We start from the raw sequence: 24,309 nt of genomic DNA on the forward strand, positions 1-24,309 counted from the left end.
TTTTGAGCAGCTTCTAAAGTAAACATTTATCTTTAAATGACTGTTAATTTATTCTCTAAACGATGTAACTCCAAATTTTGCAGCCTCCTTTTTTGCTGTTGGTGCTAGCTTTTCAAGGTTAGCAATTCGTGTGTCGTTAGATGGGTGAGTGCTTAAAAATTCTGGTGGCGCTTGTCCGCCACTATTGGCTTTCATACGTTTCCATAATTGTGCAGCTTCATCTGGATTATAACCTGCAATAGCCATTAAATACAATCCTATTCTATCAGCTTCAGTTTCATGAGCTCTACTAAAAGGGAGCATCACACCGACAGTTGTACCAACGCCATAGTACTGATTAAATGCGTTTCTTGATTTTTCATCCTTAATAGCAATGTTACCTGCTATAGCAACTCCTTGCTGTAACATACCAGCACTCATACGTTGTTGACCATGATTAGCTAGAGCATGTGCTACTTCGTGTCCCATAATAGCTGCAACACCTGTTTCGTTATCTGCTATTGGCAAAATTCCTGTATAAAACACTATTTTACCACCAGGCATACACCAAGCGTTAACTGTTTTATCATCCACTAAATTATACTCCCATTTATAATCCTTTAAATATCCTTGATGTCCATTAGCATTTAACCAACGTTCTGCAGCCACTGCTATTCGTTGTCCAACTCTTGTAATCATTTCTGCATCTTTAGTGCCTTTTACAACTTTGTTTTCACTTAAAAACTGATCGTATTGAGCAAAAGCTGTTGGAAACAATTGATTGTTTGGCACTAAAGCCATGGTTTTTTTTCCGGTAAAAGGATTTGTAGCACAAGAAAGAAACAGTAATAATGTTCCGGATGCTACTATTTTTTTATGAAATTTCATCTCGTTTAAGGTTTTTATATGAATTTTAAAAATACAAAAAAGGTTTCTTAAATTTAAGACACAAATAATGATAATTTGTCACATAAAAAATTGTAATGATTTTTGCTTTCAATCGACTTAAATTAAATGTTTTAAGAACTTACTAAATTCATATTATGAAAAAAATTTTATTCCTGATTCTAATTAGCTTAAGTCTAAGCTGTAACAGTACTGCTCAAAAAAAGGAAAATAAAGAGACTTATCCAATAACCAAAACTGATGCAGAATGGAAAGCCGAACTTACAGAATTGCAATATTATGTGTTACGAAAAGCTGGTACAGAACCTGCTTTTAGTAGCTCTTTTAATAACAACCATTTAAAAGGTACATATATTTGTGCTGCTTGCGAAACACCTTTATTTAAAAGTGAATATAAATATGAATCTGGATCAGGTTGGCCAAGTTTTGATAGAGAAATAAAAGGCAATGTTGCATACTCCGTGGACTATAATATAGGAATCGCTAGAAAAGAAGAGCATTGTGCCACTTGTGGAGGTCATCTTGGTCATGTATTTGATGATGGTCCAAGAGAAACCACAGGTTTACGTCACTGTATAAATGGAGCTGCCTTAAAATTTATTCCGAAGAAAAATGACTAATAGCTATTTACCTAGTGTTATTAAACAATTTACATATTACAAATCACTAGGAGATAAAACCTTTGAGCAGTTAAACAACGAACAAATTCATTGGCAATACAATATAGAAAGTAATAGTATAGCTATTATTGTAAAGCATCTTGTTGGTAATATGTTGTCACGTTGGACAAATTTTTTAACCGAAGATGGAGAAAAAACATGGCGTAAACGTGATGAAGAATTTGAAGACACCTATACTAGTAAAGAACAATTACTAAAAGCTTGGGAACAAGGTTGGGATTGTTTATTTAACGCCATTAAACCCTTAAAAGAGGAACAACTAGAGCAAATTATTTACATTCGCAATCAAGGACATACAGTTACCGAAGCCATTAACAGGCAATTAGCGCATTACGCTTATCATGTTGGACAAATCGCTTTTTTAGGTAAAATGATGACTAATATTAATTGGAAATCACTATCTATACCTAAAGGGAAATCTACCAGTTACAATCAAGAAAAATTTGCTAAAGATAAAGACCGAAGACATTTTACAGAAGACCTTTAATATTACAGTTAGGTTTCGTAAATTCGTAGCCTAAATTTAAGACTTAAATATATACTCATGAGTAAATACGATATAATTGTTCTTGGAAGTGGTCCAGGAGGCTATGTAACAGCTATTAGAGCGTCTCAATTAGGATTTAAAACAGCCGTAGTGGAAAAGGAAAGCCTAGGTGGTGTTTGTTTAAATTGGGGTTGTATTCCAACCAAAGCATTATTAAAATCGGCTCAAGTTTTTGAATATTTAAAACATGCCGAAGATTATGGGCTGTCTGTTAAAGATGCCGATAAAGATTTTGATGCGGTTGTAAAACGTAGTCGAAATGTTGCGGATGGTATGAGTAAAGGTGTTCAGTTTCTTCTTAAAAAGAATAAAGTTGATGTTATTAACGGTTACGGAAAGGTGAAGCCTGGAAAAAAAGTAGATGTTGATGGTACTGAGTATAGTGCAGATCACATTATTATTGCTACTGGAGCACGTTCTCGTGAATTACCGAGTTTACCTCAAGATGGTAAAAAAGTAATTGGCTATCGTGAAGCATTAACTTTAGAAAAGCAACCAAAAAAGATGATTATTGTTGGTTCTGGTGCTATTGGTGTTGAGTTTGCTTATTTCTATAATTCTATGGGAACTGAAGTTACTGTCGTTGAATATATGCCAAAAATTGTTCCAGTAGAGGATGTTGATGTTTCAAAACAATTAGAGCGTTCTTTTAAAAAGAGTGGTATCAAAATCATGACATCTGCTGAAGTGACAAGTGTTGATACTTCTGGTAAAGGTGTAAAAGCAACTGTTAAAACTAAAAAAGGCGAAGAAATATTAGAGGCTGACATGGTACTTTCAGCAGTTGGTATTAAAACAAATATTGAAAATATTGGCTTAGAAGATGTTGGTATTGTAGTTGATAGAGACAAAATAATTGTGAATGATTACTACCAAACAAACATTCCTGGTTACTATGCTATTGGCGATGTAACTCCAGGACAGGCATTAGCTCACGTAGCCTCTGCTGAAGGGATTTTATGTGTTGAAAAAATAGCTGGTCAACATGTTGAAGCTTTAGATTATGGTAACATTCCTGGATGCACGTATTGCACTCCAGAAATTGCTAGTGTTGGTTTTACCGAAGCACAAGCAAAAGAACAAGGTTACGATATTAAAGTTGGTAAATTTCCTTTCTCAGCATCTGGTAAAGCAAGTGCTGGTGGAAATAAAGATGGTTTTGTAAAAGTAATTTTCGATGCTAAATATGGTGAATGGCTAGGTTGCCATATGATTGGTTCTGGTGTAACAGATATGATTGCAGAAGCTGTTTTAGGCCGAAAATTAGAAACCACAGGACACGAAGTTTTAAAAGCGGTGCATCCGCATCCAACTATGAGTGAAGCAGTTATGGAAGCAGTTGCAGCTGCTTATGATGAAGTGATACATATATAGACGGTTAGACGGTTAGACGGTTAGAAATATAAAAAGTTCCGAATAATTCGGAACTTTTTCTTTATATAGCTTTACGACTAAATAGTCTAACTTATCTAAAAACCTGAAGAATTATAGAGAAAACTTTGTATAGCCAGTTCATAACTTTGCAGTCCAAAGCCTAGAATAACACCATGTGCATTTGGCGAAATATACGATTGATGCCTAAATTCCTCTCTGGCAAACGTATTAGAAATATGCACTTCTACCACAGGTGTTTCAATAGCTTTAACAGCATCACCAATACCAACAGAAGTATGTGTATATGCTGCTGCGTTTAATATAATACCATCATAACTAAAGCCTGCTTCTTGCAACTTATCTATTAGTTCGCCTTCAATATTAGATTGAAAATGTTCTAACCTAACCTCAGGATACTTTTCTTTAACAGTATCGAAAAACTCCATAAATGTTAAATTACCATAAATATTAGTCTCACGCTTTCCAAGCAAGTTAAGATTTGGACCGTTTATGATGATTAGTTTCTTCATAATTCAAAGGTATCAAAAAATAATGCATAAAAAACCGAAGCTGTTAACTTCGGTTTTTTAAACAATATTGTTATTAAAGTTGAAAAATAACACCAATATTAAATGCTGAAGTTGCATTTAGTAAATTAAAATCGGCATCAATGATATTTATAAAACCATTATATCCTTGATACTCAACAAATAACTGTGTATCATCTGTAATATTAAATTTATGTCCTATACCTAAACCTAAACCTACATCAAAAGAACTGTCTAAATCATCTTTTATATCTATTTCCCCTGAAGGAGTATCAGCTTTAGCACTTGCCAAAAAACCAATAGTAGGTCCAAAATTTAAAAACCAATTTCTATTAGATCCAAAATGCCAGTTAGCATGAATAGGCAATGTAATATAATTTAATTTGTCTATATAATCATCTCCAGATTCAGTAATTTTTGTACCCTTTGAGTCATAAAATAATCCTGAACGTAAACTCCAACGGTCACTAAAATAGTACTCAACAGTTGCACCTGCATTAAATGCTATTCTAATTTTATTACTCAAACTTTCATTGCTAGTGTAGTTTGATAGGTTTAAACCAATTTGAGGTGCAATGGTAAAGTCACCAGAATCGTTTTGCGCATTCAACTGAGTGAATCCAAGAATTACAATCAATGCTGCTAATAATAATTTTTTCATAATAAATTCGGTTTTTAATTTTATTGGTCAGCTAAACTAAATAGTTGAAACATATTAAACAAGGAAATTAACTTAAAATTTAAAAAATATCCTACAAAATTAATAAACAGTAAATTACAAAAAAAGAGCGCAATTACTTGCGCTCCCTTCTTTTATTGATTTGCTATTAATCAATATTATTCTTTCTAAAGTCCAAACATAACACCAAGTGATATATTAGACAAAGTATCACCATCGTTATTAAATCCTCTATAAGACAATACAATATCGATGGCATCCGAAATACCATACATTGCTTTTGGGGCATAATAAAACCCTCCATCATTACCTTCATTAACTCCCAATGCATATCCAATATCTGCTCCTAACGAAAACTCATCCGAAATACCAAATCGTCCTGCTGCTGCAATAGGAATAAACGATGCGTTATCTCCATCAAATTCACTATCCAAAAAAGAAGAACTAAAGCCTGTTGCGATACCTGCATCAAAATTATCTCCTGCTTCCCATAACGCTTCAACATCTATAGAAAGTGCAAAAGAGTAAAAATCACTAAAATCACCTGTAGGAATACCACCAGAAATACCAGCGTTAAAATTTTGAGCAGTTGCACCAAAACTGAAAAGGGCTACTGCCATAACTAACATTAATTTTTTCATAATTTGTAAATTTAGTTTTGATTAATTCACAACTAATTAAAAAATAAAAACGCTTTTTAACAAAAATTTATCCCAAAAAGAAGTACTTTTATCGATAAAACCGCATTATTACTGATAAAATTAAAGTAATAATTATCTTACATATTGTTAATAAAACTGACTTATAAACATGAAATGGCAGCAAGCTTTAGAAGATTATACTAATTATTTAAAAATTGAAAGAGGGCTTTCTATCAACTCCATTAATAGTTATTCTAGAGATGTAAAAAAGCTCATACTATTTTTAGAGACCCATCAAAATTCCGTTTCACCCACAATAATTGACAAAACAGTAATTCAAGAATTTATCTATCAAATTGCCAAGGAAGTAAATGCTAGAAGCCAGTCAAGAACAATCTCTGGTTTACGAAGTTTTTTTGATTTTCTAATCTTTGAAAACTATAGAGAAACTAATCCGCTTGAACTTATTGAAGCTCCTAAAATTGGACGAAAGCTACCTGACACTTTATCTATTAGCGAAATAGATACCATCGTAGCTTCAATTGATTTAGGAAGCCCTCAAGGCGAACGTAACAGAGCTATTATTGAAACACTTTATAGTTGTGGTTTACGCGTTAGTGAGCTTATTAACTTAAAAATATCGGATCTTTTCTTTGATGAAGGCTTTATAAAGGTAACAGGTAAAGGCGATAAACAACGGTTTATTCCCATTGGAAACCTAACTCAAAAATACATTAATATTTACAAAAATGAAGTACGTATTCATCTTCCAATAGTAGAAGCATATCGCGATGTTTTATTTTTAAACAGACGTGGCAAACAATTAACAAGAGCCATGATATTTACTATTGTAAAGCAATTAGGCGAAATAGCTGGCATAAAAAAAACAATTTCTCCACATACATTTAGACATTCTTTTGCGACACATTTATTAGAAAATGGTGCCGATTTAAGAGCAATACAACTTATGCTAGGCCATGAAAGTATTACTACAACAGAAATTTATATGCATGTAGATAAGAGTCATTTGCGTAATGTTATTAATGAATTTCATCCTAGAAAATAGTGCTTGTTAGGTGTTAGGTGTTAGGTGTTAGGTGTTAGGTGTTAGGTGTTAGGTGTTAGGTGTTAGGTGTTAGGTGAATTTATGAAAAACACATTTAACTTTTAACTTTTAAGAAAAATACTACTTTGCAATATTCACTGCTCTAGTTTCTCTAATTACCGTTACTTTAACTTGACCTGGATAAGTCATATCTGTTTGGATTTTTTGAGAGATTTCAAAAGAAAGGTTAGCTGCTTTATCATCGCTTACCTTTTCGCTTTCAACAATAACACGCAGTTCTCTACCTGCTTGTATTGCATAAGCTTTCTTTACTCCGTTAAAACCAAAAGCAATATCTTCAAGGTCTTTAAGACGTTGGATGTACGAATCAAGTACTTGACGTCTTGCTCCAGGGCGAGCTCCTGAAATAGCATCACACACTTGAACTACTGGCGATAGTAACGACTTCATTTCTATCTCGTCATGATGCGCTCCAATAGCATTACAAACTTCATCTTTTTCACCATATTTTTCAGCCCATTGCATCCCTAGAATTGCATGAGGTGTTTCCATATCTGTTTCAGCATCTGGAACTTTACCAATATCATGCAACAATCCTGCACGTTTTGCTAACTTAGGATTTATTCCTAATTCAGCTGCCATGATACCACAAAGTTTAGCCACTTCTCGGGAGTGCTGCAATAAGTTTTGACCATAAGATGAACGGTATTTCATTCGTCCAACCATTTTTATTAATTCTGGATGCAAACCATGGATTCCTAAATCGATAACTGTACGTTTACCAACTTCAATTATTTCTTGTTCAATTTGTTTATGAGTCTTTTTAACAACTTCTTCTATCCTAGCTGGATGTATGCGTCCATCGGTAACAAGCTTATGAAGTGATAAACGTGCAATTTCACGTCTAACAGAATCAAAACAAGATAAAATAATCGCTTCAGGTGTATCATCTACAATAATTTCAACGCCAGTTGCTGCTTCAATAGCACGTATATTTCGTCCCTCCCTACCAATAATACGTCCTTTAATATCATCGGATTCTATATTGAAAACAGACACACAATTATCAACTGCTTCTTCAGTTCCAACGCGTTGTATGGTATTAATAATGATCTTTTTTGCTTCTTGCTGTGCAGTTAATTTGGCTTCCTCCATTTTATCTTGCACATACGCCATAGCATCGTTTTTAGCTTCTCCTTTTAAAGATTCTACTAACTGCTCCTTAGCGTCTTCGGCAGATAAACCTGAAATGACTTCTAATTGCTGAATTTGACTTTTATGTAGCTTATCTACTTCGCTCTTGCGCTTTTCTAGATGCTCAAGGCGATATTCGTAGTCTTTAATCTTACTCTCTATTTCGCTATTAAGTTTTTTGTGCTTAGATAATTCTGAAGAAATTTGCGATTCTTTATCTCGAGTTCGCTTTTCAACTTCTGCCATTTTTTTATCTCTAGACAAAATAACTTTTTCATGCTCAGACTTTAACTCGATAAATCTTTCTTTTGCTTGAAGAATTTTATCTTTTTTAATAGATTCTCCTTCATGATTGGCTTCCTTAATAATGCTTAAAGCATCCTTTTTAGCATTCTTAATTATTTTTGATGCATTACTTTTTTCAAGTGATTTTGCAACAAAATACCCAATTATTAAACCTAATATAATTCCTCCAACAATTAATAAAATTGTGTTCGTTTCCATTTTGTTTTGCTTAGTTAAAAAAAAAGCCTACATCAGTTGGATCTTGTATAAACTCCTTAAAAACAAGTTTAGGGCTAACAAGCTGATCAAGTATCTGCTCAAGATACTGAAGTAAATCCAGCACTAGCAGCTCGCTTTTACAACTTCAACTCACCCTTTTTAAAGAATTAACGTTGAGTTTATCAAAAATTAACTAATGTAGGCAGTAACCTATTTATTTTAAAGAACTTAAGAACTTAAACACTCTTGTAAAAGCTGATCCATAGCTATTAACTTTTGTTCAACTTCTTCACTTAAATTTTCTTTATCTATTGTTTTTTGTTCTACTTGAGATGCAAACTGTAAAGCACACATAGCTAACACATCTTGCTTATCTCTCACAGAATAACTTTGCTCAAATTGTTTAATCATTGCCTCAATTTTCTGAGCTGCTTTACGTAAACCTTCTTCTTGACTTGGTTCTATTGTCAAAGGATATACTCTATTAGCTATAGATAGCTTTATTTTAAGCTTTTCAGACATTTACAGACTTGTTACATTATTCAGATAATTGCGATATACAATGGTCAATATCTCTAATCAATGTGTTTATTTTAAGCTTCGTTTCTCTTTTACTTTCGTCACTGCCTAGTATTGAATTTGCAAATTTTAGTGTTTCGTACTTATCTACCCAAGTAGCTACTTCTGCTTCTTGTTGTGATAATCTTTCTTGAGATTTTGACAATTCTTCACTTAATTTATCGTTAGTTTGCTTTAAAACTTCTAGTTTATGCAATACTTTACTAATTCTATTCTCTAAAGAATCTACAACTGTCTCAATATTACTCATTTATCAAATTCAATACTAATAACACAAAGTTAACATACCAGTTGTTAATTAGCAATAGTTTTTAAGTAAAATTTAAAACCCTTTAATTATCAATTAGTTACAATTAATTAATATGCAACTTGATTATGCTTTGCTAATTTCAAACAAATTAATATTTTAGCAGTAATATCTTACTTATGAGAACATCCCTCATTATTTTTTTTGTAATTATTCCGCAACTTATTGTTGCTCAAAACCCTTATCCTAAAGACTATTTTAGAGATCCTCTAGATATTGATATAATCCTATCTGGAACGTTTGCCGAATTACGCTCAAACCATTTTCATTCTGGATTAGACATTAAAACCCAACAGCGTGAAGGGTTAAAAGTTTACGCAACAGCATCAGGATATGTTAGCAGAATTAAAATTTCGCATTGGGGATATGGCAAAGCACTTTACATAACGCATCCTAATGGATATACTACAGTGTATGCTCATTTACAAAAATTTGCACCCAAAATTGAAGCCTACATAAAAAAACTCCAGTACGAAAAAGAAAGTTTTGAAATTGAAGTGTTTCCAACTATAACAGAATTGTTAGTTGAAAAAGATGACGTAATAGCTTATAGCGGAAATACTGGTGGTTCAGGAGGTCCTCACTTGCATTACGAAATTAGAGATAACAAAGAACGTCCTATTAATCCAATGTTATTTGGTATGGATATAAAGGATACACGACAACCAATGGTTCTTGCACTGTACGCCTATCCTATTGGAAATGAGTCGCACGTCAATGATTCTAATGATAAATCTAAATTAAGAATTGTTCCTATTAAAAGTGGTGATTTTGTTGTTGAAAAAATTAATGCCTTTGGAAAAATTGGCTTTGGTATTGTTGCCTATGATCAACAAAATTATGCTGCAAATAAAAATGGTGTTAGTAACATTCAGTCGTTTTTTAACGGTAATAAAAATTTTGAAATCGATTTTAAGCGTTTTTCGTTTAGCGAAACCAAACATTTAAACCGCTTGATAGATTACAAACATTTTAAAAACAAAAAAACTAGAATTCAAAAATTATTTGTACAAAAAAACAATCCGTTAAGTATGTACGAGAATGTTGTTGATGATGGTTACATTCATGTGGAAGATAGTACAGCTTCGGTATATAAACTCAGAGTAAGTGATTTTAAAGGAAACGATACTTGGGTTACCATTCCTATTTCTGGTGCCAAAAGCAACAATATTAAAAACAACCCTAAACCAACCACAGAGCACTATATTTACGCTAATCAAAGTAACACCTTAGAAGACGATAATATTTCCGTTTACATTCCTAGTAATACATTTTACGAAGATTTTTTTATAGATTTTAAAGTCCAAAACGACACACTTACATTACATGAAAGCACCATTCCAGCTCAAAAAAACTTCACCATTAACTTTAATATAAGCAGGTACCTAGAAGAAGACAAAGACAAATTATATATTGCCAGAAAAACAGGGTATAAAAACTACGTAGTATATTCTCCTACTATAAGAAAAGGAAATATTTTAAGCAGTAGCACCAAAATTTTAGGTACTTATACTTTAGCAATGGATATTGAAGGGCCTACAATAACACCTGTTAACTTTCAAGAAGGTAAATGGCTAAGCAAGTATCGTTATTTAAAAGTAAAAATTAAAGATGCTGTTTCTGGAATTAAAAATTATAGAGCTACCATAAATGGAAAGTGGATTTTAATGGAATATGACGCCAAAAAAAATAGCTTAGTTTACGATTTTAACGACAAGGTTAATTTAGAAACTAAAAATAATTTAAAGATTATTGTTACCGATAATGTTGGAAATAGCTCTACATTTGAAGCAACATTTTTTAGAAAATAATAGCCTCTTGAAAATTAAACCGTTTTTTTTAATAGTCTTTTTTATATTACTTCCATTTGTAGGACAATCTCAAACTGCAACTTTAAAAGGTATCATACTCAATAAAAGTAATTTACCAATTGCTAATGTAAATATTAAAACCAGTAGTAATGGTACCACAAGTAATGACAACGGATTTTACTTAATAAAAATCCCTGCCAACACAAATATTATAGTAGAGTTCACGCATTTAAGTTTTAAAAAAATTACGGCAACATTTAATTTAAAAAACGGAGAATCCTTTGAGTTTAACCCTGTCTTAGACAGTCAAATAGAACAAATAGAAACCATTGTTATAACCAGCACTGAAAGAAATCGTGTTGAAGGTGTAACCACAATTAAACCTGAAATAATACGAACCATAAAAGGTGCACAACCAGGAATTGAAAACTTACTAAAAACGCTTCCTGGTGTAAATATTTCAAATGAATTAAGCACGCAATATTCAGTTCGCGGTGGAAATTTTGACGAGAATTTAGTCTATGTTAATGAGATTGAAGTGTATCGCCCATTTCTTATTCGTTCAGGACAACAAGAAGGGTTAAGTTTTGTAAATACCGATTTAGTACAAAACGTAGATTTTTCAGCTGGTGGATTTCAGGCTAAATATGGTGATAAACTATCATCTGTTTTAGATATTACATATAAAAATCCTATCAAATTTGGAGTTTCAGCAGATTTAAGTCTTTTAGGTGGCAGTATTTCTACTGAAGCCATTTCTAAGGATTCAAAATTTTCAGGAATTATTGGTTTACGTTATCGCGATAATAGTTTGCTTGTAGAAGCTAAAGAAACAGAAACGAATTACAAGCCAAAATTTGCTGATATACAAACGTATTTAACATACAAGTTTTCAGATAAACTTCATGTAAGCTTTCTTGGGAATGCTTCAATAAACAGCTACAATTATCAACCAGAATCTAGACAAACTAATTTTGGAACATTAACCGATCCTTTGGCTCTTTTGGTTTACTACGATGGTCAAGAAAAGGATAAGTACCAAACCTATTTTGGAGCTTTTAAAGCTAATTATTTTTTAAATGATGCTATTACTTTAAAACTCATTGCATCTCAATACCATACTACTGAAGAAGAATACTTTGACATTTTAGCACAATATAGATTAGGAGAAGTGAACAGCAATATTGGTGATGAAAATTTAGGTGAAGTTGAATTTAGTGAAGGTATTGGAAGCCAATTAAACCATGCTAGAAACGACTTAGACGCTTTAATAACTAACGTTGAACATAAAGGAAGCTATAATTACGAAGACCATTTATTAGAATGGTCTGTTAAATACACCCATGAAGACATTCGCGACCGAATTGTTGAGTGGGAAGTGATTGATTCGGCTGGATTTTCTATCAATCCTCCTAACATCGATAAATTTAACGAGCAACCTTACCAAGCGTATCAAGGTCCATTAGTACCTTTTCAAAATATTAGAGCTACTAATAACACTAAAATAGATCGCTTACAAGCCTATGGACAATGGAGTAAACGTGATTATATTGGTAATCATGAAGTGTTTTACAATGCAGGCATACGAATGCATAATTGGACTGTAAGCGGTAAAGATATTACAAGTAAATCTCAAACTGTTTTTAGTCCAAGAGCTCAATTTGCAATAAAACCAGATTGGGACAAAGACATACTATTTAGATTAAGTGGCGGCTTGTACTACCAACCTCCTTTTTATCGTGAATTAAGAAATAAGGAAGGCGTTGTTAACCCTGAGGTTAAAGCACAAAAATCCGTACATATTGTATTGGGCAATGAATATAGTTTTAAAATGTGGGAACGTCCTTTTAAGCTGGTTTCCGAAGCATATTATAAGAACATACAAGATGTTAACCCTTACACAATAAACAATGTTAGAATTCGTTATGAAGCCAACAATGTTGCCAAAGCCTATGCTTACGGATTAGACTTACGCCTAAATGGCGAGTTTGTTCCTGGTACAGAATCTTGGTTTAGTTTTGGGTATTTAAAAACCGAAGAGAACATCAACCATCAAGGATATATCTCTAGACCAACAGACCAACGCTTAAAGTTTGGTATTTTATTCCAAGACTATATGCCCAACATTCCTGATGTAAAAATGTATTTAAACTTAGTGTATAACACTGGAGTTCCTGGAGGCTCACCTAGTTACGCTAATCCATACGATTACCAAGAACGTTTACCAGATTATAAACGTGCTGATTTTGGGCTTTCTTATGTTATTGTTAACAAAGACAAAACATATTCTGGGTGGAAACAAAAATTTAAAGAGCTTAGCTTGGGCTTTGAAATCTTTAATATGTTCGATGTTCAAAACTCCATTACTAATACTTGGGTGCGCGATGTGTATTCAAAACGTCAATATTCTATCCCTAACTATTTAACACCAAGAGTATTTAATATACGTGTCGGTATGCAGTTTTAATTGCGTCATCACTATCTATCCAAGCCCTAAACACTCACTAATTACTAACGTTAATTATTGTGAGCTACTGAATCAAGTTCAGGATAACCAATCTTAGCTCTTGATTCTTGATTCTTATAATTAATGCTAATTAGAAAGCAACTCTTTTAAAACCTCAACTAAGTAGTCAATGTCATCTTTCGTGTTGTAAATACTAAATGAAAATCTTACTGATGGTTTTTTTAATTCTTCAGTACTAAGTATTTGTGAAAGCACATGAGAACTGGATGTTGCACCACTTTGGCAAGCGCTTCCTTTAGAACAAGCAATACCTTTTAAGTCTAACTGAAATAAGAGCATGGCAGATTTCTCTTCCGATACTGGCAAACGCATATTAACCAATGTATAGGTGCTTTGTTTTAAATCTCCTGAACAACCATTAAATGCAACTTCTGGCAACTCGTTTGAAATTTTTGAAATAAAATAGGTCTTCAAGCCTTTTACATAAGTGCTTTCTTCTTTTAAATTAGTGTATGATAGCTTTAATGACGCTCCCAGCCCAACAATATTATGTACACTCTCGGTTCCTGCTCTAAAGCCTCGCTCTTGCTCACCTCCAAAAATTAAAGGCTTTAATCCAGAGTTTTTTCTAATAAAACAGAATCCGACACCCTTTGGACCATGAAACTTATGTGCACTAGCTGCAAAAAAATCAATGGGTATCTCTTGTAAATCTAGTTTATAATGACCAACAGATTGTACTGTATCACTATGAAATAAAGCACCGTGTTCTTTACATAATGTTGCTGTTTTTTTTATATCAAGTAAATTACCTATTTCGTTATTCACATGCATTAAACTCACAAGCGCTTTGTTAGAGTTTTTTAATAATTGTTCTAAATGATTAAAATCTATTAAGCCATTAGCATCTATATTTACGTAACTAATAGAAACATCATATTCATTTTCTAACTGTTCTGCTGTATGCAAAATAGCATGATGCTCAATTTTAGAGGTTATAATTTGCTCAATTCCTAAATCGCGCACAGCACTTCTTAGCACTAAATTGTCGGCTTCAGTACCACCTGATGTAAATACAATTTCACCAGCTGATACATTAAAATAGGATGCAATATCTTTTCTTATATTTTCTATTAAAGATTTAGACGAACGTCCAAAACTATGTGTAGATGAAGCGTTTCCATAATTATCTTTTAAAGAATTTGTCATTGCTTCAATAACCTCGTCTTTTACTTGTGTGGTAGCTGCATTATCAAAATACACTTGCTTCATGATTATTTCTTTTTGAGGCACAAAAGTACATTAAGTAAAATTATTTTCATTATGATTCGTTTTAAAATACAATTCGTTTATTTTTGCCTTTAAACTCATAACAATGCGTAAATCGTTATTTATTTTATTAGCTATAAGTTTTTTAATCTCATCTTGTGATGACGGTGATATTATTAATGTAGAATTAGATTTTGACGAAACACTCTCTTTATGTGGTGATGAGAATAGTGCTAATTATGTGCTATATAATATAAAAAACGACCCTTATGAATCTTTAACCTTGTTATTTCCTGTTAGTGAAGCTGAAACTATTTTTAATCCATTAATTAGTGGTGAAGAAAGGTTTATCACTATAAATGAAAATAGTGTAAAATTTAATTACCGAACTTACAATGGCGACCCTGAAGGCGAACTAATTTGTCAAGATATTCCAGGATCGTCAGTAGCTATTATAAAAGATTATGCTGCTGCATCTGGAGCCGAAGCTAAATTTACTTCAACATTTATAGACGATGATAACGATGGTGTACCAACGGAAGATGAAAACCCAGATCCTAATAATGATGGTGATTTTTCAGATGCTCAAGACACAGATAGTGATGGTATTCCTGATTATATTGATGAAGATGACGATAACGACAATGTTCTTACCATAAACGAAAATCCTGATATTAATAATGATGGCAATATCAGTGACGCTCAAGATACCGATGGAGACACTATTCCTGACTATTTAGATGCAGACGATGATGGAGATGGTGTGTTAACACGAAATGAAGATGAAAATTTAGACACCAATCCTAGAAATGATTTGTCAATAAACAACATTGCAAGGTATTTAGATGCAGTAGTTGCAGATGAGTTTATTCAAAATGAACTAATAGAAAATTCATATGAGAGAGCCATTTTTGTTAAGGTTGTTGTTTTAAATGCCGATTTGTCTGTTTTAAGTACAGATTTTATTGACTTTGGCGCATACTTAAAAAAAATAATAATTAACGACTAGAAGAGTTTTGGTAAATATACACCTCAGTTGCTCCTAAACCATATTTTTGATAATTGGCATCGTAGAATTTTATATTATCATAATGCTTAAATAAATATTCCAGTTCTAGCTTTAGCACACCTTCACCCAGGCCATGTATGAATACAATTTTTTGAATGCGCTTTCGCATTGCAAACTCTAATTGTCTTTTTGCTGTTTCCAATTGGTAGGTTAAAATTTCATGTTTGCTCATTCTACCATAAGACTTTACTAATTGATGAATATGCAAATCCACCTCCATAGTAGGTTGGAAACGCTCTTTAGGTTTTACTTTAACCGATTTTCTTTTTTTTGAGTCTTTCTGTGAAATGGCTTCAGATAGCGATGTTTTTGAGAATAAATTTGATGGCACTAATGCCTCTTTCTGACTTAATACCAATTCGTTAACAGGGAATTCCAACTCAAAACCATCAGGCGTTTTAATTACAGCTTCATTGTTTTTAAGCTCAGTAATTATTCCTGAAATAGCTTCATCTAAAACCTCAACCTCATCACCTACCTTCAGCATCACTCCTTGTCTTCTTTTATAAAACTATCGTCATTGGTTGGCTTGCTCGAAATACCTCGTGATAACCTATATAATCCTGTCATGAGTAGAAATATGCCACCAATTAAAATATACACGTTTTGGTTTTCTTCAGCTTGTGCATAAATAGCGATTAAACCTCCAATAAGAATTAAAATGATGTTAACTATTCTAGACATTTTTATATTATTAACTATTAATAAATTCAAAAATAGTAATATCTCATATACTAAGGTAACTTTTTATAAATTTGTGACATGACATTAATACTCTCAGTAATTTCTCCAGAAGATTTTATGCTACCTTGTTTAAGCAAACAATTACTAGGAATAGAGTGCTTTGGTTGTGGGTTTCAAAGGTCGTTAGTATTGCTCTTTCGAGGGGAGTTTGTGGCTGCTTTTAAAATGTACCCTGGAATTTATCCTCTTTTGATGTTAGGTGTTTTTATAGCTTTAAATTTCTTCTTTAAAATAAAATATGCTGAAAAAATTAAAATAACTTTAGTAGTTTTAAGCATTGTATTTATTGTAACAAATTACACACTTAAATTAATCAACTAAATTTTATCATGGAAAAAAAGAAACTAGAAACCACCTTAGTTTATATTTTATCAATACTAGGATTTTTATGTTGCTGTATTGGTGGTATAGGGTTTATTTTTGCAGGAATTGCATTTTATATAGCCCATACTAAATTAAAAGTAGCTTATGCAAATCCTGAAAACTATGAAAACATAGAAGCTATGAAAACTGCTAAAACTGTTGCTTTAGTAGCACTTATTATTAGCGGTCTTTACTTTTTATACAATGTTTATTATTTTTCTACTGGAGGATGGGAAGAATTTATGATGAAGTATCAAGAAGCTATGGAGGAAATGCAACGAAACCAATAATAACAAAAAAAAATGGAACAAATTAAACCAACAAGACCAAATAGCTATTTAGCTCTTGCTATTATTAGTACAATCTTATGTTGTTTACCAATTGGAATTGTTAGCATTATTTATGCAACCAAGGTAAATAGCCTGTATGAAGACGGTAATTATGATGAAGCTAATAACGCTTCAAAAAATGCTAAAATCTGGGGACTAGTTTCTGTGGCCATAGCAGTTATTGGCTGGTTAATTTATATGCTAATTTTTGGTGTTGCTCTTTTTGGAGCTCTAAGTAGTGGCGATTTCTAAACTAAAATTATCAATAATAATATTTGGAGTGCTAGCATTCCTAATAATGCTAGCATTTTATGTTTTTTGGAATCCATCAGAAACAAATATGTTTCCTAAATGCCCAGTTTATGCCGTAACAGGTATTTATTGCCCTGGCTGTGGAAGTCAACGGGCGGCTCATCAAATTTTAAACGGAAATCTTATTGAAGGCCTAAGACACAATTACTTAATTGCTTTGCTCGGGTTAGTACTATTATACCAAGCATTTATGTTTATTATAAATAATGTACTAAACAAAGGAATTACTAATCTTCTGCACCAATCTAAAGTGACAATGAGTATTCTAGTTATAATAATTCTATTTTGGGTTTTAAGAAATATTAATCTATTTCCTTTTACTGAATTAGCACCATAAAAAAAAGCGACCATACTTCGACTAGCTCAGTAACCAATGGTCGCTTTTATATTTTTATAATTCACTTAAGGGTTATTCAAACTCCTTTAAGGTTTTTGTGATTATTGATACACAATCAAGTAACTGTTCTTTGTTCATAACCAAAGGTGGTGCAAAACGAATAATATTACCATGCGTTGGTTTTGCCAACAAGCCATTATCGCGAAGCTTTAAGCAAATATTCCAAGCTGTATCGCTATCTTCATCATCATTAATTACAATAGCATTCAATAAGCCTTTACCTCTTACTAAGCTTACCATATTGCTGTTTTCAATATATTTATTCATTTCAGTTCTAAAAATCTCACCTAAATACTCAGCATTCTCAGTTAGCTTTTCTTCTTTTACAACCTCTAAAGCAGCAATCGCAACAGCAGCAGCTACAGGATTTCCTCCATACGTACTTCCGTGATTACCAGGTCTAATAACATTCATTATCTCGTTATTAGCCAACACAGCAGATACTGGATAAATTCCACCACTTAAGGCTTTTCCTAAAACCAAAATATCTGGCTTTACATTTTCATGATCTACCGCAAGCATTCTTCCTGTTCTTGCAATACCAGTTTGAACTTCATCTGCAATAAACAAAACATTATACTTTTTGCATAGTGCCTTAGCTTTTGCTAAATAACCTTCACTAGGCACATATACGCCTGCTTCACCTTGAATTGGCTCTACTAAAAATCCTGCAATATCACTTGAACTCTCTAAAACTTCTTCAAGTGCTTGTAAGTTATCGTATTCAATTTTTACAAATCCTTGGGTGTAAGGTCCAAAATTTTTACGCGCAACGGGATCGTTAGAGAACGATATAATAGTCGTAGTTCTACCATGAAAATTGTTTTCACAAACAATAATCTTTGCTTTATTAGTATCTATACCTTTTACTTCGTAAGCCCATTTTCTACAGACTTTCAAAGCAGTTTCTACAGCTTCAGCACCTGTATTTATAGGTAATACTTTATCGAAACCAAAGTACTCAGTCACATACTTTTCGTATTTACCTAACATGTCGTTATAAAATGCACGAGAGGTTAGCGTTAATGTTTTAGATTGCTCTATTAAAGCATCTACAATTTTTGGGTGACAATGCCCTTGATTAACCGATGAGTAAGCCGATAAGAAATCATAATATTGTTTTCCTTCAACATCCCATACATGCACTCCTTCTCCTCTACTCAATACTACTGGAAGTGGATGATAGTTTTGTGCTCCATACTTGTTTTCTAATGCCATCGCTTCTTGCGATGAAATGTGGTCTAAAACAGCCATTTTAAAATAATTTAAGGTTTATGCCTTATTTAGATAAGACATCGTTTGACATTTTTACATAATGCAAACATTAATAATTAAATCTCACTAAGCGAGTAAAATAACCATTCCTTCTCTACCTTTATCCTTTCGAAGTGTCGAAAATTCAGCGTGGGAAAGAAATCATCCCTATGGCACGCAAATTAATCAATCTTAATCAAAATTTTAAATATTTTACGCTCAATTATTCTATTTTTGCCGCATGGCAAGAAAAAATAGAAAACAAGTTTTCACTAATTTAGAAGTTATTGATGCAGGAGCTAAAGGCAAAACTGTTGCTAAAGCACCTGATGGTAAAGTGGTATTTATACCAAATGCAGTACCTGGTGATGTGGTTGATGTACAAACTTTTAAAAAGCGAAAAGCATATTATGAAGGCAAAGCCATTGCATTTCATAAGCTTTCTGATAAAAGAACTGAGCCTAAATGCCAACATTTTGGAACTTGTGGTGGCTGTAAATGGCAACATATGAGTTACGAGCATCAATTGTATTATAAACAAAAAGAGGTGACTAACAATTTAACACGTATTGGGCATATAGAATTGCCAGAAGTAACACCAATTTTAGGCTCTGCTGAGCAATATTTCTACAGAAACAAAATGGAGTTTTCGTTTAGCGACAGTCGTTGGTTAACACAAGAAGAAATAAACTCTTATGAAGATTTAGGTGATAGAAATGCTCTTGGTTTTCACATTCCTGGAATGTGGGATAAAATTTTAGATGTAAAAAAATGTTGGCTACAAGCAGATCCTTCTAATACCATTAGGAATTCTGTAAAGCAATTTGCTATTGCTAATGATTTGGAGTTCTTCAACACTAGAAATCAAACAGGATTATTACGTACTATGATGATTCGCAGCACTAGTATTGGAGAGATTATGGTGCTCGTTCAGTTTTTTAAAGAAGATGTCGAAAAACGTAACTTATTACTTGATTATTTAAAAACGACCTTTCCAGAAATCACTTCCTTACAATACGTAATTAACGGAAAAGCCAACGATACTATTTACGACCAAGACGTGGTTTGCTATCATGGTCGCGACCATATTTTTGAGGAAATGGAAGGCTTACAATTTAAAATTAATGCGAAGTCATTCTATCAAACAAATTCCAAACAAGCCTACGAACTTTACAAAATCACAAGAGGTTTTGCTGGATTAACAGGAAACGAATTGGTGTATGACCTTTACACAGGCACAGGTACCATTGCCCAATTTGTCGCTAAAAAAGCTAAAAAGGTAGTTGGTGTCGAGGCTGTTCCTGATGCTATTACTGCTGCTAAAGAAAATGCACAATTAAATAGTATTGACAACGTTGCCTTTTATGTTGGCGACATGAAAAATGTATTTAATCAAGAGTTTATTAATACACATGGGCAACCTGATGTAATAATAACAGACCCTCCAAGAGATGGTATGCATAAAGATGTGGTTAATCAAATATTAAATATTTCGCCAGAAAAAATAGTTTATGTAAGTTGCAATAGTGCAACACAAGCTAGAGATTTAGCATTAATGAATAACCTTTACAAAGTCGTTAAAACACAAGCAGTCGATATGTTTCCACAAACACATCATGTAGAAAATGTTGTACTTTTAGAACGTCGTAAATAAATATAAATGAAAAAGCGCCACATACTCATATTATTATGCTCGCTGGTCGTGTTTGCTTGTGAAAAAGACGATATTTGTCCTGAAGCTACTGCAACTACACCTCAGCTAATCGTTAGGTTTTACGATACCATTTCTGTTGATGACACCAAGTCAGTTTCAGGTCTATTTGTTTATGGTATAAATGATGCAAACGAAACGGTATTTTTTAAGGATATTTCAGTGGCTACTAAAGATTCAATAGCCATCCCTTTAAGAACTGATATCAATACTACAAAACTTGTGTTTCATTCAGATTTTAGCATTGATGACAACGGCACACCTGATGATGAAAGTGATGATGTTGTTCTTGGAAACCCTGACATTGTGGATATAAACTATACAAGGGATGACGTCTATGTGTCGCGCGCTTGCGGATACAAAGCCATCTATAGCAATTTAGGGGCAACTCTAACTACAGATACCGACAATTGGATAACAAATATTACTATTGAAAATAACACCATAGAAAATGAAAGTGCAGCGCACATTAACATATATCACTAGTATCATAGCTATGTTGCTGATGACATTTTCAGTAAACGCACAAAATGAAGATAGTATAGCAAACGACTCTATTCGTTATGCTCAAAAATATGGACTACGTTTAGGTGGAGATATAAGTAAATTAGCAAAATCGTTTATTGATGACGATTACGCAGGTTTTGAAATTAATGGTGATTTTCGTTTGTCAAAAAACCTATACATCGCTGGAGAACTTGGAACCGAAGAACAAACTACTGATAGTGACTACCTTAATACCACAGCACAAGGAAGTTATTTTAAAGGAGGTATTGATTATAACCTATACCAAAATTGGTTTGGCATGGAAAATATGATTTATAGTGGTTTTCGTGCAGGATTTAGCACCTTTAATCAAACTATAAATAGTTATACCATTTACGATACTAATGGACAACCTTGGGGATCACAAACTACAATTACTGATGGTACAAAGCATGGTGGATTAACAGCAATTTGGGGCGAACTGATTCTTGGTATTAAAGCAGAAACACTTACTAATTTATACGTTGGCTTGAACATACAGCTAAAAGGTCGTATTACTGAAACCGAACCCAATAACTTTGAAAATCTATATATTCCTGGGTTTGGTCGTACTTACGACAGCGGAAGCTTTAGTATTGGTTTCGGTTATAATGTGTCGTATTTAATTCCTTTGTTTAAAAAAGATAAATAATGGTTTTTAACAGCTTTTAATAAAAAATAGTTTTTTTGAAAGTTAAATTATTGATTATTAAAATTTTAAAAACTAACTTCGTTTAACAGTTGATAAACTTCAATTAAAACTGAATTTATCTAAATATTATGCACAAAACAGAATGTAAAGTAAAAATCAACTTATGAAAACTACCCGCACTCTCCTAACAATAATTTGGACACTACTAATTCACTTTTCCTTATTAGCCCAAAGCGAAGAAAAGGCAGCTCCAAACCTTCAAAACGAAATTATAGAAGAACTAAGTAACCTAATAAAAAAGGAATACGTTTTGGAAGAAATTGGAACTAAAATGGCCGATAAACTCAGAGAATTAAAAGATAAACCAAAGGATGAAATGGCTTCCGATGAATTCATTGCGATGATTAATCAAGAACTAAGATCAGTCTATATGGATAAACACCTTGGAGTTGTCAGTCCCGAAAGATTCAAGCAATTTCAAGAAATGTTTGGGTTAGAAGAGGGAAATCAGCATAACCAAAATCAAGGACACCACAATCAAAAGGAAGATCATAGTAACAATCATGATGCACATGATAAACCTTCAGCAAATGAGCTAAACGGAAGCAGAGTTATTAACAGAGATGGTCGTACAAATATTGGTCTTGTTAAATTAAGTCGCTTTAATGGTACAGAAAAGGGTTTACAAAATATGAAGAAATTGTTCACTTCATTTATTGGGGTTGATGTTGTAATTATTGACTTAAGAAACTGTAAAGGTGGAGATGCCGACATGGTCAAAGCGTTAAGTGGATATTTCTTTAATCAACCAACCTATTTAGTATCAACAATTAGCAGAAAAGACGAAAAAGGCAACAGAGAGGTAATAGAGAGGTGGTCTGTTGTGAATAAATTGAGTGAACAATTCAGCAACACACCGCTGTACATCATGACAAGTACGCAAACTTTTTCAGCAGCAGAATCCTTTTCATTCGGGTTACAATTAACAAGGCGAGCTACTATTGTAGGAGAGAATACAGGCGGAGGTGGTCATATGAATACCTTTTTTGCACTTCCAGGAGGATATGGTGCGTCTATATCAGTAGGTAGAACTTTCGATGGTAAAACAGATAAAGGTTTCCAAGGCACAGGTGTGCAAGTTGATATTCAGGTAGAAGCAGATCATGCATTTGCGAAAACGTTAGCGCTAATACAAGCGAGTAGAACTGCTGAGCTAGCATTTGATGCATCCAAAGAAAAAGTGCATCAAACACTACAAGAACTTTCTGAGGCTTGGTACAACGGAGACGTTAAAAAAGCACAGTCTTTAATCTACCATGAGAATGAAGCCTATCTGAAATTAGATGATGATAAGGTGGTCAAAAAAGTAAATTTGTTGAAGCTAATCGAAACTGGAGTTGGTTCAAAAATACCTAGAGAATTAAGAAATAGAGAAATATCCATCTATGAAGTAAGGGATGATAAGACTGCAATTGCTAGACTTATGTTCCGAGATCAAATTCATTACTTACATCTTATAAACGATAATGGTTCTTGGAAAATCATTTCAGATTTAATTACAGAAAAGCAGATGCATGGGTAATAGAATTTCTAAACATTAAGTGCATAACACTATGTACAAGTAATGGCAGGAAAAATCGAATATCAAGGTTTGTAGCATGCTCAAACTGCTAAGCGGTTATACGGAAAACTACCACACATTCTGCCACGACTCATACACAAACCGTTAAACGAAAATCTTTTTTTTAACATTTCAAACTGATAATTGTCATAATATTTTCATGTGAGTTTAATACCTTTGATATAGTAACATCAATCTAAAAAAACATCTAGACTATGAAAACTCTAAAAACACTAAGCGTTATTTTCTTATTAACCGTATTTGGTTGTGCATCTACTGAAGCTGTACTAGCTGAATTTGATGAGAGCGTTGATTTTGATAATTATAACACGTTTGTAATATGCCTTGACGATATGTTTGTAGAAAACGTTAATTATCCAAATTACGATAATAATAAAGTACGAGAACTTATAGGTAATGCCGTAGAAAATGAAATGATAAGCAAAGGTCACAAAACAAATGTACTAGAACCACAGTTACAAGCTGGGTTTAAATTATTAGTAGAACAAAAAGAAGCTACTTTTTACGATTGTAAAGAACAAGACGAATATAGTTACTGGGCTGAATGCACCATAAATACAACTGTTTACACCGAAGAAACTTTAGTAGTATATGTGTCTAGCTTTGATAAAAACCAAATTATATGGCAAGCGTCTATTAAATGTGATATGAGTCGTTACAATAAGAAAAAATTACCCGAATATGTTAACGAACTAGTAGAAACGTTATTTAACGAATACCCTAAAGTGGGTCAAACTTTATAAAAATTAAATAGGTTATA

Annotated in this window: 27 protein-coding genes and 1 other RNA gene; 16 read left to right on the forward strand and 12 right to left on the reverse strand. The window is 32.9% G+C overall.

What is annotated here, in order from left to right; all coding sequences use genetic code 11:
• Positions 1-48: 48 nt before the first annotated feature.
• Complete coding sequence (locus tag E5167_RS12050; RefSeq protein WP_136844399.1) at positions 49-867, reverse strand: M48 family metallopeptidase; 819 nt, start codon at positions 865-867, stop codon at positions 49-51.
• A 155-nt stretch (positions 868-1,022) separates the two neighbouring features.
• Here E5167_RS12050 and msrB point away from each other — a divergent pair, with 155 nt between their 5' ends.
• Genes msrB through lpdA form a run of 3 tightly spaced genes read left to right on the forward strand, consistent with a single transcriptional unit; the run spans position 1,023 to position 3,486 of the window.
• The gene (gene msrB, locus E5167_RS12055) at positions 1,023-1,505 is read left to right on the forward strand and encodes a peptide-methionine (R)-S-oxide reductase MsrB (RefSeq protein WP_136844400.1); all 483 of its coding nucleotides are present in this window, start codon (positions 1,023-1,025) and stop codon (positions 1,503-1,505) included.
• A complete protein-coding gene (locus E5167_RS12060) occupies positions 1,498-2,052 on the forward strand; it encodes a DUF1572 family protein (RefSeq protein ID WP_136844401.1) in 555 nt (184 codons plus the stop codon). The genes msrB and E5167_RS12060 overlap by 8 nt, the downstream gene beginning before the upstream one ends.
• Before the next feature lie 57 nt (positions 2,053-2,109).
• Positions 2,110-3,486: a dihydrolipoyl dehydrogenase gene (gene lpdA / locus E5167_RS12065; RefSeq protein ID WP_136844402.1), complete on the forward strand. Its 1,377-nt coding sequence runs from the start codon at positions 2,110-2,112 to the stop codon at positions 3,484-3,486.
• A 95-nt stretch (positions 3,487-3,581) separates the two neighbouring features.
• On the opposite strand, the gene aroQ is transcribed toward lpdA, so the two are convergent.
• The 3 genes from aroQ to E5167_RS12080 form a co-directional block, all read right to left on the reverse strand.
• Positions 3,582-4,016, reverse strand: a complete 435-nt coding sequence (gene aroQ / locus E5167_RS12070; RefSeq protein ID WP_136844403.1) for a type II 3-dehydroquinate dehydratase — start codon at positions 4,014-4,016, stop codon at positions 3,582-3,584.
• Between the two features lie 73 nt (positions 4,017-4,089).
• Entirely contained in the window at positions 4,090-4,695 is a 606-nt protein-coding gene (locus tag E5167_RS12075; protein ID WP_136844404.1) for a porin family protein, read from the reverse strand.
• 185 nt (positions 4,696-4,880) lie between these two features.
• Complete coding sequence (locus E5167_RS12080) at positions 4,881-5,354, reverse strand: outer membrane beta-barrel protein (RefSeq protein WP_136844405.1); 474 nt, start codon at positions 5,352-5,354, stop codon at positions 4,881-4,883.
• A gap of 169 nt (positions 5,355-5,523) precedes the next feature.
• On the opposite strand from E5167_RS12080, the gene xerD reads away from it, so the two are divergent.
• On the forward strand, positions 5,524-6,420 hold the full coding sequence (xerD, locus tag E5167_RS12085; RefSeq protein ID WP_136844406.1) for a site-specific tyrosine recombinase XerD: 897 nt from the start codon (positions 5,524-5,526) through the stop codon (positions 6,418-6,420).
• A gap of 120 nt (positions 6,421-6,540) precedes the next feature.
• Here xerD and rny read toward each other — a convergent pair whose 3' ends face one another.
• From rny to E5167_RS12105, 4 genes are all read right to left on the reverse strand, one after another.
• Positions 6,541-8,118, reverse strand: coding sequence for a ribonuclease Y (rny, locus tag E5167_RS12090; protein ID WP_136844407.1), 1,578 nt, complete (start codon positions 8,116-8,118; stop codon positions 6,541-6,543).
• A 49-nt stretch (positions 8,119-8,167) separates the two neighbouring features.
• Positions 8,168-8,297: non-coding RNA, 6S RNA (gene ssrS / locus E5167_RS12095), on the reverse strand.
• 49 nt (positions 8,298-8,346) lie between these two features.
• Positions 8,347-8,640: a cell division protein ZapA gene (locus E5167_RS12100; RefSeq protein ID WP_136844408.1), complete on the reverse strand. Its 294-nt coding sequence runs from the start codon at positions 8,638-8,640 to the stop codon at positions 8,347-8,349.
• A 16-nt stretch (positions 8,641-8,656) separates the two neighbouring features.
• Positions 8,657-8,947 (reverse strand): hypothetical protein, encoded by a 291-nt coding sequence (locus E5167_RS12105; protein WP_136844409.1) that lies wholly within the window; start codon positions 8,945-8,947, stop codon positions 8,657-8,659.
• Positions 8,948-9,123: 176 nt separating this feature from the next.
• On the opposite strand from E5167_RS12105, the gene E5167_RS12110 reads away from it, so the two are divergent.
• Positions 9,124-10,815, forward strand: coding sequence for a M23 family metallopeptidase (locus tag E5167_RS12110; protein WP_136844410.1), 1,692 nt, complete (start codon positions 9,124-9,126; stop codon positions 10,813-10,815).
• Complete coding sequence (locus tag E5167_RS12115) at positions 10,769-13,282, forward strand: TonB-dependent receptor (RefSeq protein WP_136844411.1); 2,514 nt, start codon at positions 10,769-10,771, stop codon at positions 13,280-13,282. The genes E5167_RS12110 and E5167_RS12115 overlap by 47 nt, the downstream gene beginning before the upstream one ends.
• Before the next feature lie 126 nt (positions 13,283-13,408).
• On the opposite strand, the gene E5167_RS12120 is transcribed toward E5167_RS12115, so the two are convergent.
• Positions 13,409-14,554 carry a cysteine desulfurase family protein gene (locus tag E5167_RS12120; RefSeq protein WP_136844412.1) on the reverse strand — a complete coding sequence of 382 codons (1,146 nt, stop codon included), beginning with the start codon at positions 14,552-14,554 and terminating at the stop codon, positions 13,409-13,411.
• 103 nt (positions 14,555-14,657) lie between these two features.
• Between E5167_RS12120 and E5167_RS12125 the strand changes: the two genes are divergently transcribed.
• On the forward strand, positions 14,658-15,560 hold the full coding sequence (locus E5167_RS12125) for a hypothetical protein (RefSeq protein WP_136844413.1): 903 nt from the start codon (positions 14,658-14,660) through the stop codon (positions 15,558-15,560).
• Here E5167_RS12125 and E5167_RS12130 read toward each other — a convergent pair.
• Positions 15,550-16,107, reverse strand: a complete 558-nt coding sequence (locus tag E5167_RS12130; RefSeq protein WP_169301422.1) for a Smr/MutS family protein — start codon at positions 16,105-16,107, stop codon at positions 15,550-15,552. The two genes, E5167_RS12125 and E5167_RS12130, sit on opposite strands and share 11 nt — an antisense overlap.
• The gene (locus tag E5167_RS12135) at positions 16,107-16,304 is read right to left on the reverse strand and encodes a hypothetical protein (protein ID WP_239021997.1); all 198 of its coding nucleotides are present in this window, start codon (positions 16,302-16,304) and stop codon (positions 16,107-16,109) included. The genes E5167_RS12130 and E5167_RS12135 overlap by 1 nt, the downstream gene beginning before the upstream one ends.
• Positions 16,305-16,382: 78 nt before the next feature.
• On the opposite strand from E5167_RS12135, the gene E5167_RS12140 reads away from it, so the two are divergent.
• From E5167_RS12140 to E5167_RS12155, 4 genes are read left to right on the forward strand one after another with little or no spacing between them, the layout of a single operon-like run.
• Positions 16,383-16,685, forward strand: coding sequence for a DUF2752 domain-containing protein (locus E5167_RS12140; protein ID WP_136844415.1), 303 nt, complete (start codon positions 16,383-16,385; stop codon positions 16,683-16,685).
• Between the two features lie 8 nt (positions 16,686-16,693).
• Entirely contained in the window at positions 16,694-17,017 is a 324-nt protein-coding gene (locus tag E5167_RS12145; protein WP_136844416.1) for a CCC motif membrane protein, read from the forward strand.
• Positions 17,018-17,029: 12 nt separating this feature from the next.
• A complete protein-coding gene (locus tag E5167_RS12150; RefSeq protein ID WP_136844417.1) occupies positions 17,030-17,308 on the forward strand; it encodes a CD225/dispanin family protein in 279 nt (92 codons plus the stop codon).
• A gap of 46 nt (positions 17,309-17,354) precedes the next feature.
• Positions 17,355-17,705, forward strand: coding sequence for a DUF2752 domain-containing protein (locus E5167_RS12155; protein WP_136844418.1), 351 nt, complete (start codon positions 17,355-17,357; stop codon positions 17,703-17,705).
• Positions 17,706-17,777: 72 nt separating this feature from the next.
• Here the strand turns inward: E5167_RS12155 and rocD are convergent, their stop codons facing one another.
• Entirely contained in the window at positions 17,778-19,019 is a 1,242-nt protein-coding gene (gene rocD / locus E5167_RS12160) for an ornithine--oxo-acid transaminase (protein ID WP_136844419.1), read from the reverse strand.
• Positions 19,020-19,260: 241 nt separating this feature from the next.
• On the opposite strand from rocD, the gene rlmD reads away from it, so the two are divergent.
• From rlmD to E5167_RS12185, 5 genes are all read left to right on the forward strand, one after another.
• The gene (gene rlmD, locus E5167_RS12165) at positions 19,261-20,673 is read left to right on the forward strand and encodes a 23S rRNA (uracil(1939)-C(5))-methyltransferase RlmD (RefSeq protein WP_136844420.1); all 1,413 of its coding nucleotides are present in this window, start codon (positions 19,261-19,263) and stop codon (positions 20,671-20,673) included.
• Between the two features lie 6 nt (positions 20,674-20,679).
• Positions 20,680-21,216 (forward strand): DUF6452 family protein, encoded by a 537-nt coding sequence (locus E5167_RS12170; RefSeq protein ID WP_136844421.1) that lies wholly within the window; start codon positions 20,680-20,682, stop codon positions 21,214-21,216.
• Positions 21,182-21,907, forward strand: coding sequence for a DUF6048 family protein (locus tag E5167_RS12175; RefSeq protein ID WP_136844422.1), 726 nt, complete (start codon positions 21,182-21,184; stop codon positions 21,905-21,907). The genes E5167_RS12170 and E5167_RS12175 overlap by 35 nt, the downstream gene beginning before the upstream one ends.
• Before the next feature lie 163 nt (positions 21,908-22,070).
• The gene (locus E5167_RS12180; RefSeq protein ID WP_136844423.1) at positions 22,071-23,489 is read left to right on the forward strand and encodes a S41 family peptidase; all 1,419 of its coding nucleotides are present in this window, start codon (positions 22,071-22,073) and stop codon (positions 23,487-23,489) included.
• Positions 23,490-23,743: 254 nt separating this feature from the next.
• Entirely contained in the window at positions 23,744-24,292 is a 549-nt protein-coding gene (locus tag E5167_RS12185) for a DUF4136 domain-containing protein (RefSeq protein WP_136844424.1), read from the forward strand.
• The last annotated feature ends 17 nt before the right edge of the window (positions 24,293-24,309 follow it).

Origin of the sequence: Pontimicrobium aquaticum (assembly GCF_005047595.1) — a bacterium.
In the GTDB taxonomy this organism is placed as follows: domain Bacteria; phylum Bacteroidota; class Bacteroidia; order Flavobacteriales; family Flavobacteriaceae; genus Pontimicrobium; species Pontimicrobium aquaticum.

Excerpts from the sequence above, each read along its gene's own strand:
- E5167_RS12175 (WP_136844422.1), top strand. The coding sequence starts at position 21,182 with ATGAAAGTGCAGCGCACATTAACATATATCACTAGTATCATAGCTATG.
- aroQ (WP_136844403.1), bottom strand. The coding sequence starts at position 4,016 with ATGAAGAAACTAATCATCATAAACGGTCCAAATCTTAACTTGCTTGGA.
- E5167_RS12145 (WP_136844416.1), top strand. The coding sequence starts at position 16,694 with ATGGAAAAAAAGAAACTAGAAACCACCTTAGTTTATATTTTATCAATA.
- E5167_RS12110 (WP_136844410.1), top strand. The coding sequence starts at position 9,124 with ATGAGAACATCCCTCATTATTTTTTTTGTAATTATTCCGCAACTTATT.
- E5167_RS12150 (WP_136844417.1), top strand. The coding sequence starts at position 17,030 with ATGGAACAAATTAAACCAACAAGACCAAATAGCTATTTAGCTCTTGCT.
- msrB (WP_136844400.1), top strand. The coding sequence starts at position 1,023 with ATGAAAAAAATTTTATTCCTGATTCTAATTAGCTTAAGTCTAAGCTGT.
- E5167_RS12060 (WP_136844401.1), top strand. The coding sequence starts at position 1,498 with ATGACTAATAGCTATTTACCTAGTGTTATTAAACAATTTACATATTAC.
- E5167_RS12115 (WP_136844411.1), top strand. The coding sequence starts at position 10,769 with ATGTTGGAAATAGCTCTACATTTGAAGCAACATTTTTTAGAAAATAAT.
- E5167_RS12185 (WP_136844424.1), top strand. The coding sequence starts at position 23,744 with ATGAAAACTCTAAAAACACTAAGCGTTATTTTCTTATTAACCGTATTT.
- E5167_RS12135 (WP_239021997.1), bottom strand. The coding sequence starts at position 16,304 with ATGTCTAGAATAGTTAACATCATTTTAATTCTTATTGGAGGTTTAATC.
- E5167_RS12155 (WP_136844418.1), top strand. The coding sequence starts at position 17,355 with ATGCTAGCATTTTATGTTTTTTGGAATCCATCAGAAACAAATATGTTT.
- E5167_RS12125 (WP_136844413.1), top strand. The coding sequence starts at position 14,658 with ATGCGTAAATCGTTATTTATTTTATTAGCTATAAGTTTTTTAATCTCA.
- E5167_RS12100 (WP_136844408.1), bottom strand. The coding sequence starts at position 8,640 with ATGTCTGAAAAGCTTAAAATAAAGCTATCTATAGCTAATAGAGTATAT.
- xerD (WP_136844406.1), top strand. The coding sequence starts at position 5,524 with ATGAAATGGCAGCAAGCTTTAGAAGATTATACTAATTATTTAAAAATT.
- rocD (WP_136844419.1), bottom strand. The coding sequence starts at position 19,019 with ATGGCTGTTTTAGACCACATTTCATCGCAAGAAGCGATGGCATTAGAA.
- E5167_RS12120 (WP_136844412.1), bottom strand. The coding sequence starts at position 14,554 with ATGAAGCAAGTGTATTTTGATAATGCAGCTACCACACAAGTAAAAGAC.
- E5167_RS12105 (WP_136844409.1), bottom strand. The coding sequence starts at position 8,947 with ATGAGTAATATTGAGACAGTTGTAGATTCTTTAGAGAATAGAATTAGT.
- E5167_RS12050 (WP_136844399.1), bottom strand. The coding sequence starts at position 867 with ATGAAATTTCATAAAAAAATAGTAGCATCCGGAACATTATTACTGTTT.
- E5167_RS12130 (WP_169301422.1), bottom strand. The coding sequence starts at position 16,107 with ATGCTGAAGGTAGGTGATGAGGTTGAGGTTTTAGATGAAGCTATTTCA.
- E5167_RS12080 (WP_136844405.1), bottom strand. The coding sequence starts at position 5,354 with ATGAAAAAATTAATGTTAGTTATGGCAGTAGCCCTTTTCAGTTTTGGT.
- E5167_RS12180 (WP_136844423.1), top strand. The coding sequence starts at position 22,071 with ATGAAAACTACCCGCACTCTCCTAACAATAATTTGGACACTACTAATT.
- rny (WP_136844407.1), bottom strand. The coding sequence starts at position 8,118 with ATGGAAACGAACACAATTTTATTAATTGTTGGAGGAATTATATTAGGT.
- lpdA (WP_136844402.1), top strand. The coding sequence starts at position 2,110 with ATGAGTAAATACGATATAATTGTTCTTGGAAGTGGTCCAGGAGGCTAT.
- rlmD (WP_136844420.1), top strand. The coding sequence starts at position 19,261 with ATGGCAAGAAAAAATAGAAAACAAGTTTTCACTAATTTAGAAGTTATT.
- E5167_RS12075 (WP_136844404.1), bottom strand. The coding sequence starts at position 4,695 with ATGAAAAAATTATTATTAGCAGCATTGATTGTAATTCTTGGATTCACT.
- E5167_RS12140 (WP_136844415.1), top strand. The coding sequence starts at position 16,383 with ATGACATTAATACTCTCAGTAATTTCTCCAGAAGATTTTATGCTACCT.
- E5167_RS12170 (WP_136844421.1), top strand. The coding sequence starts at position 20,680 with ATGAAAAAGCGCCACATACTCATATTATTATGCTCGCTGGTCGTGTTT.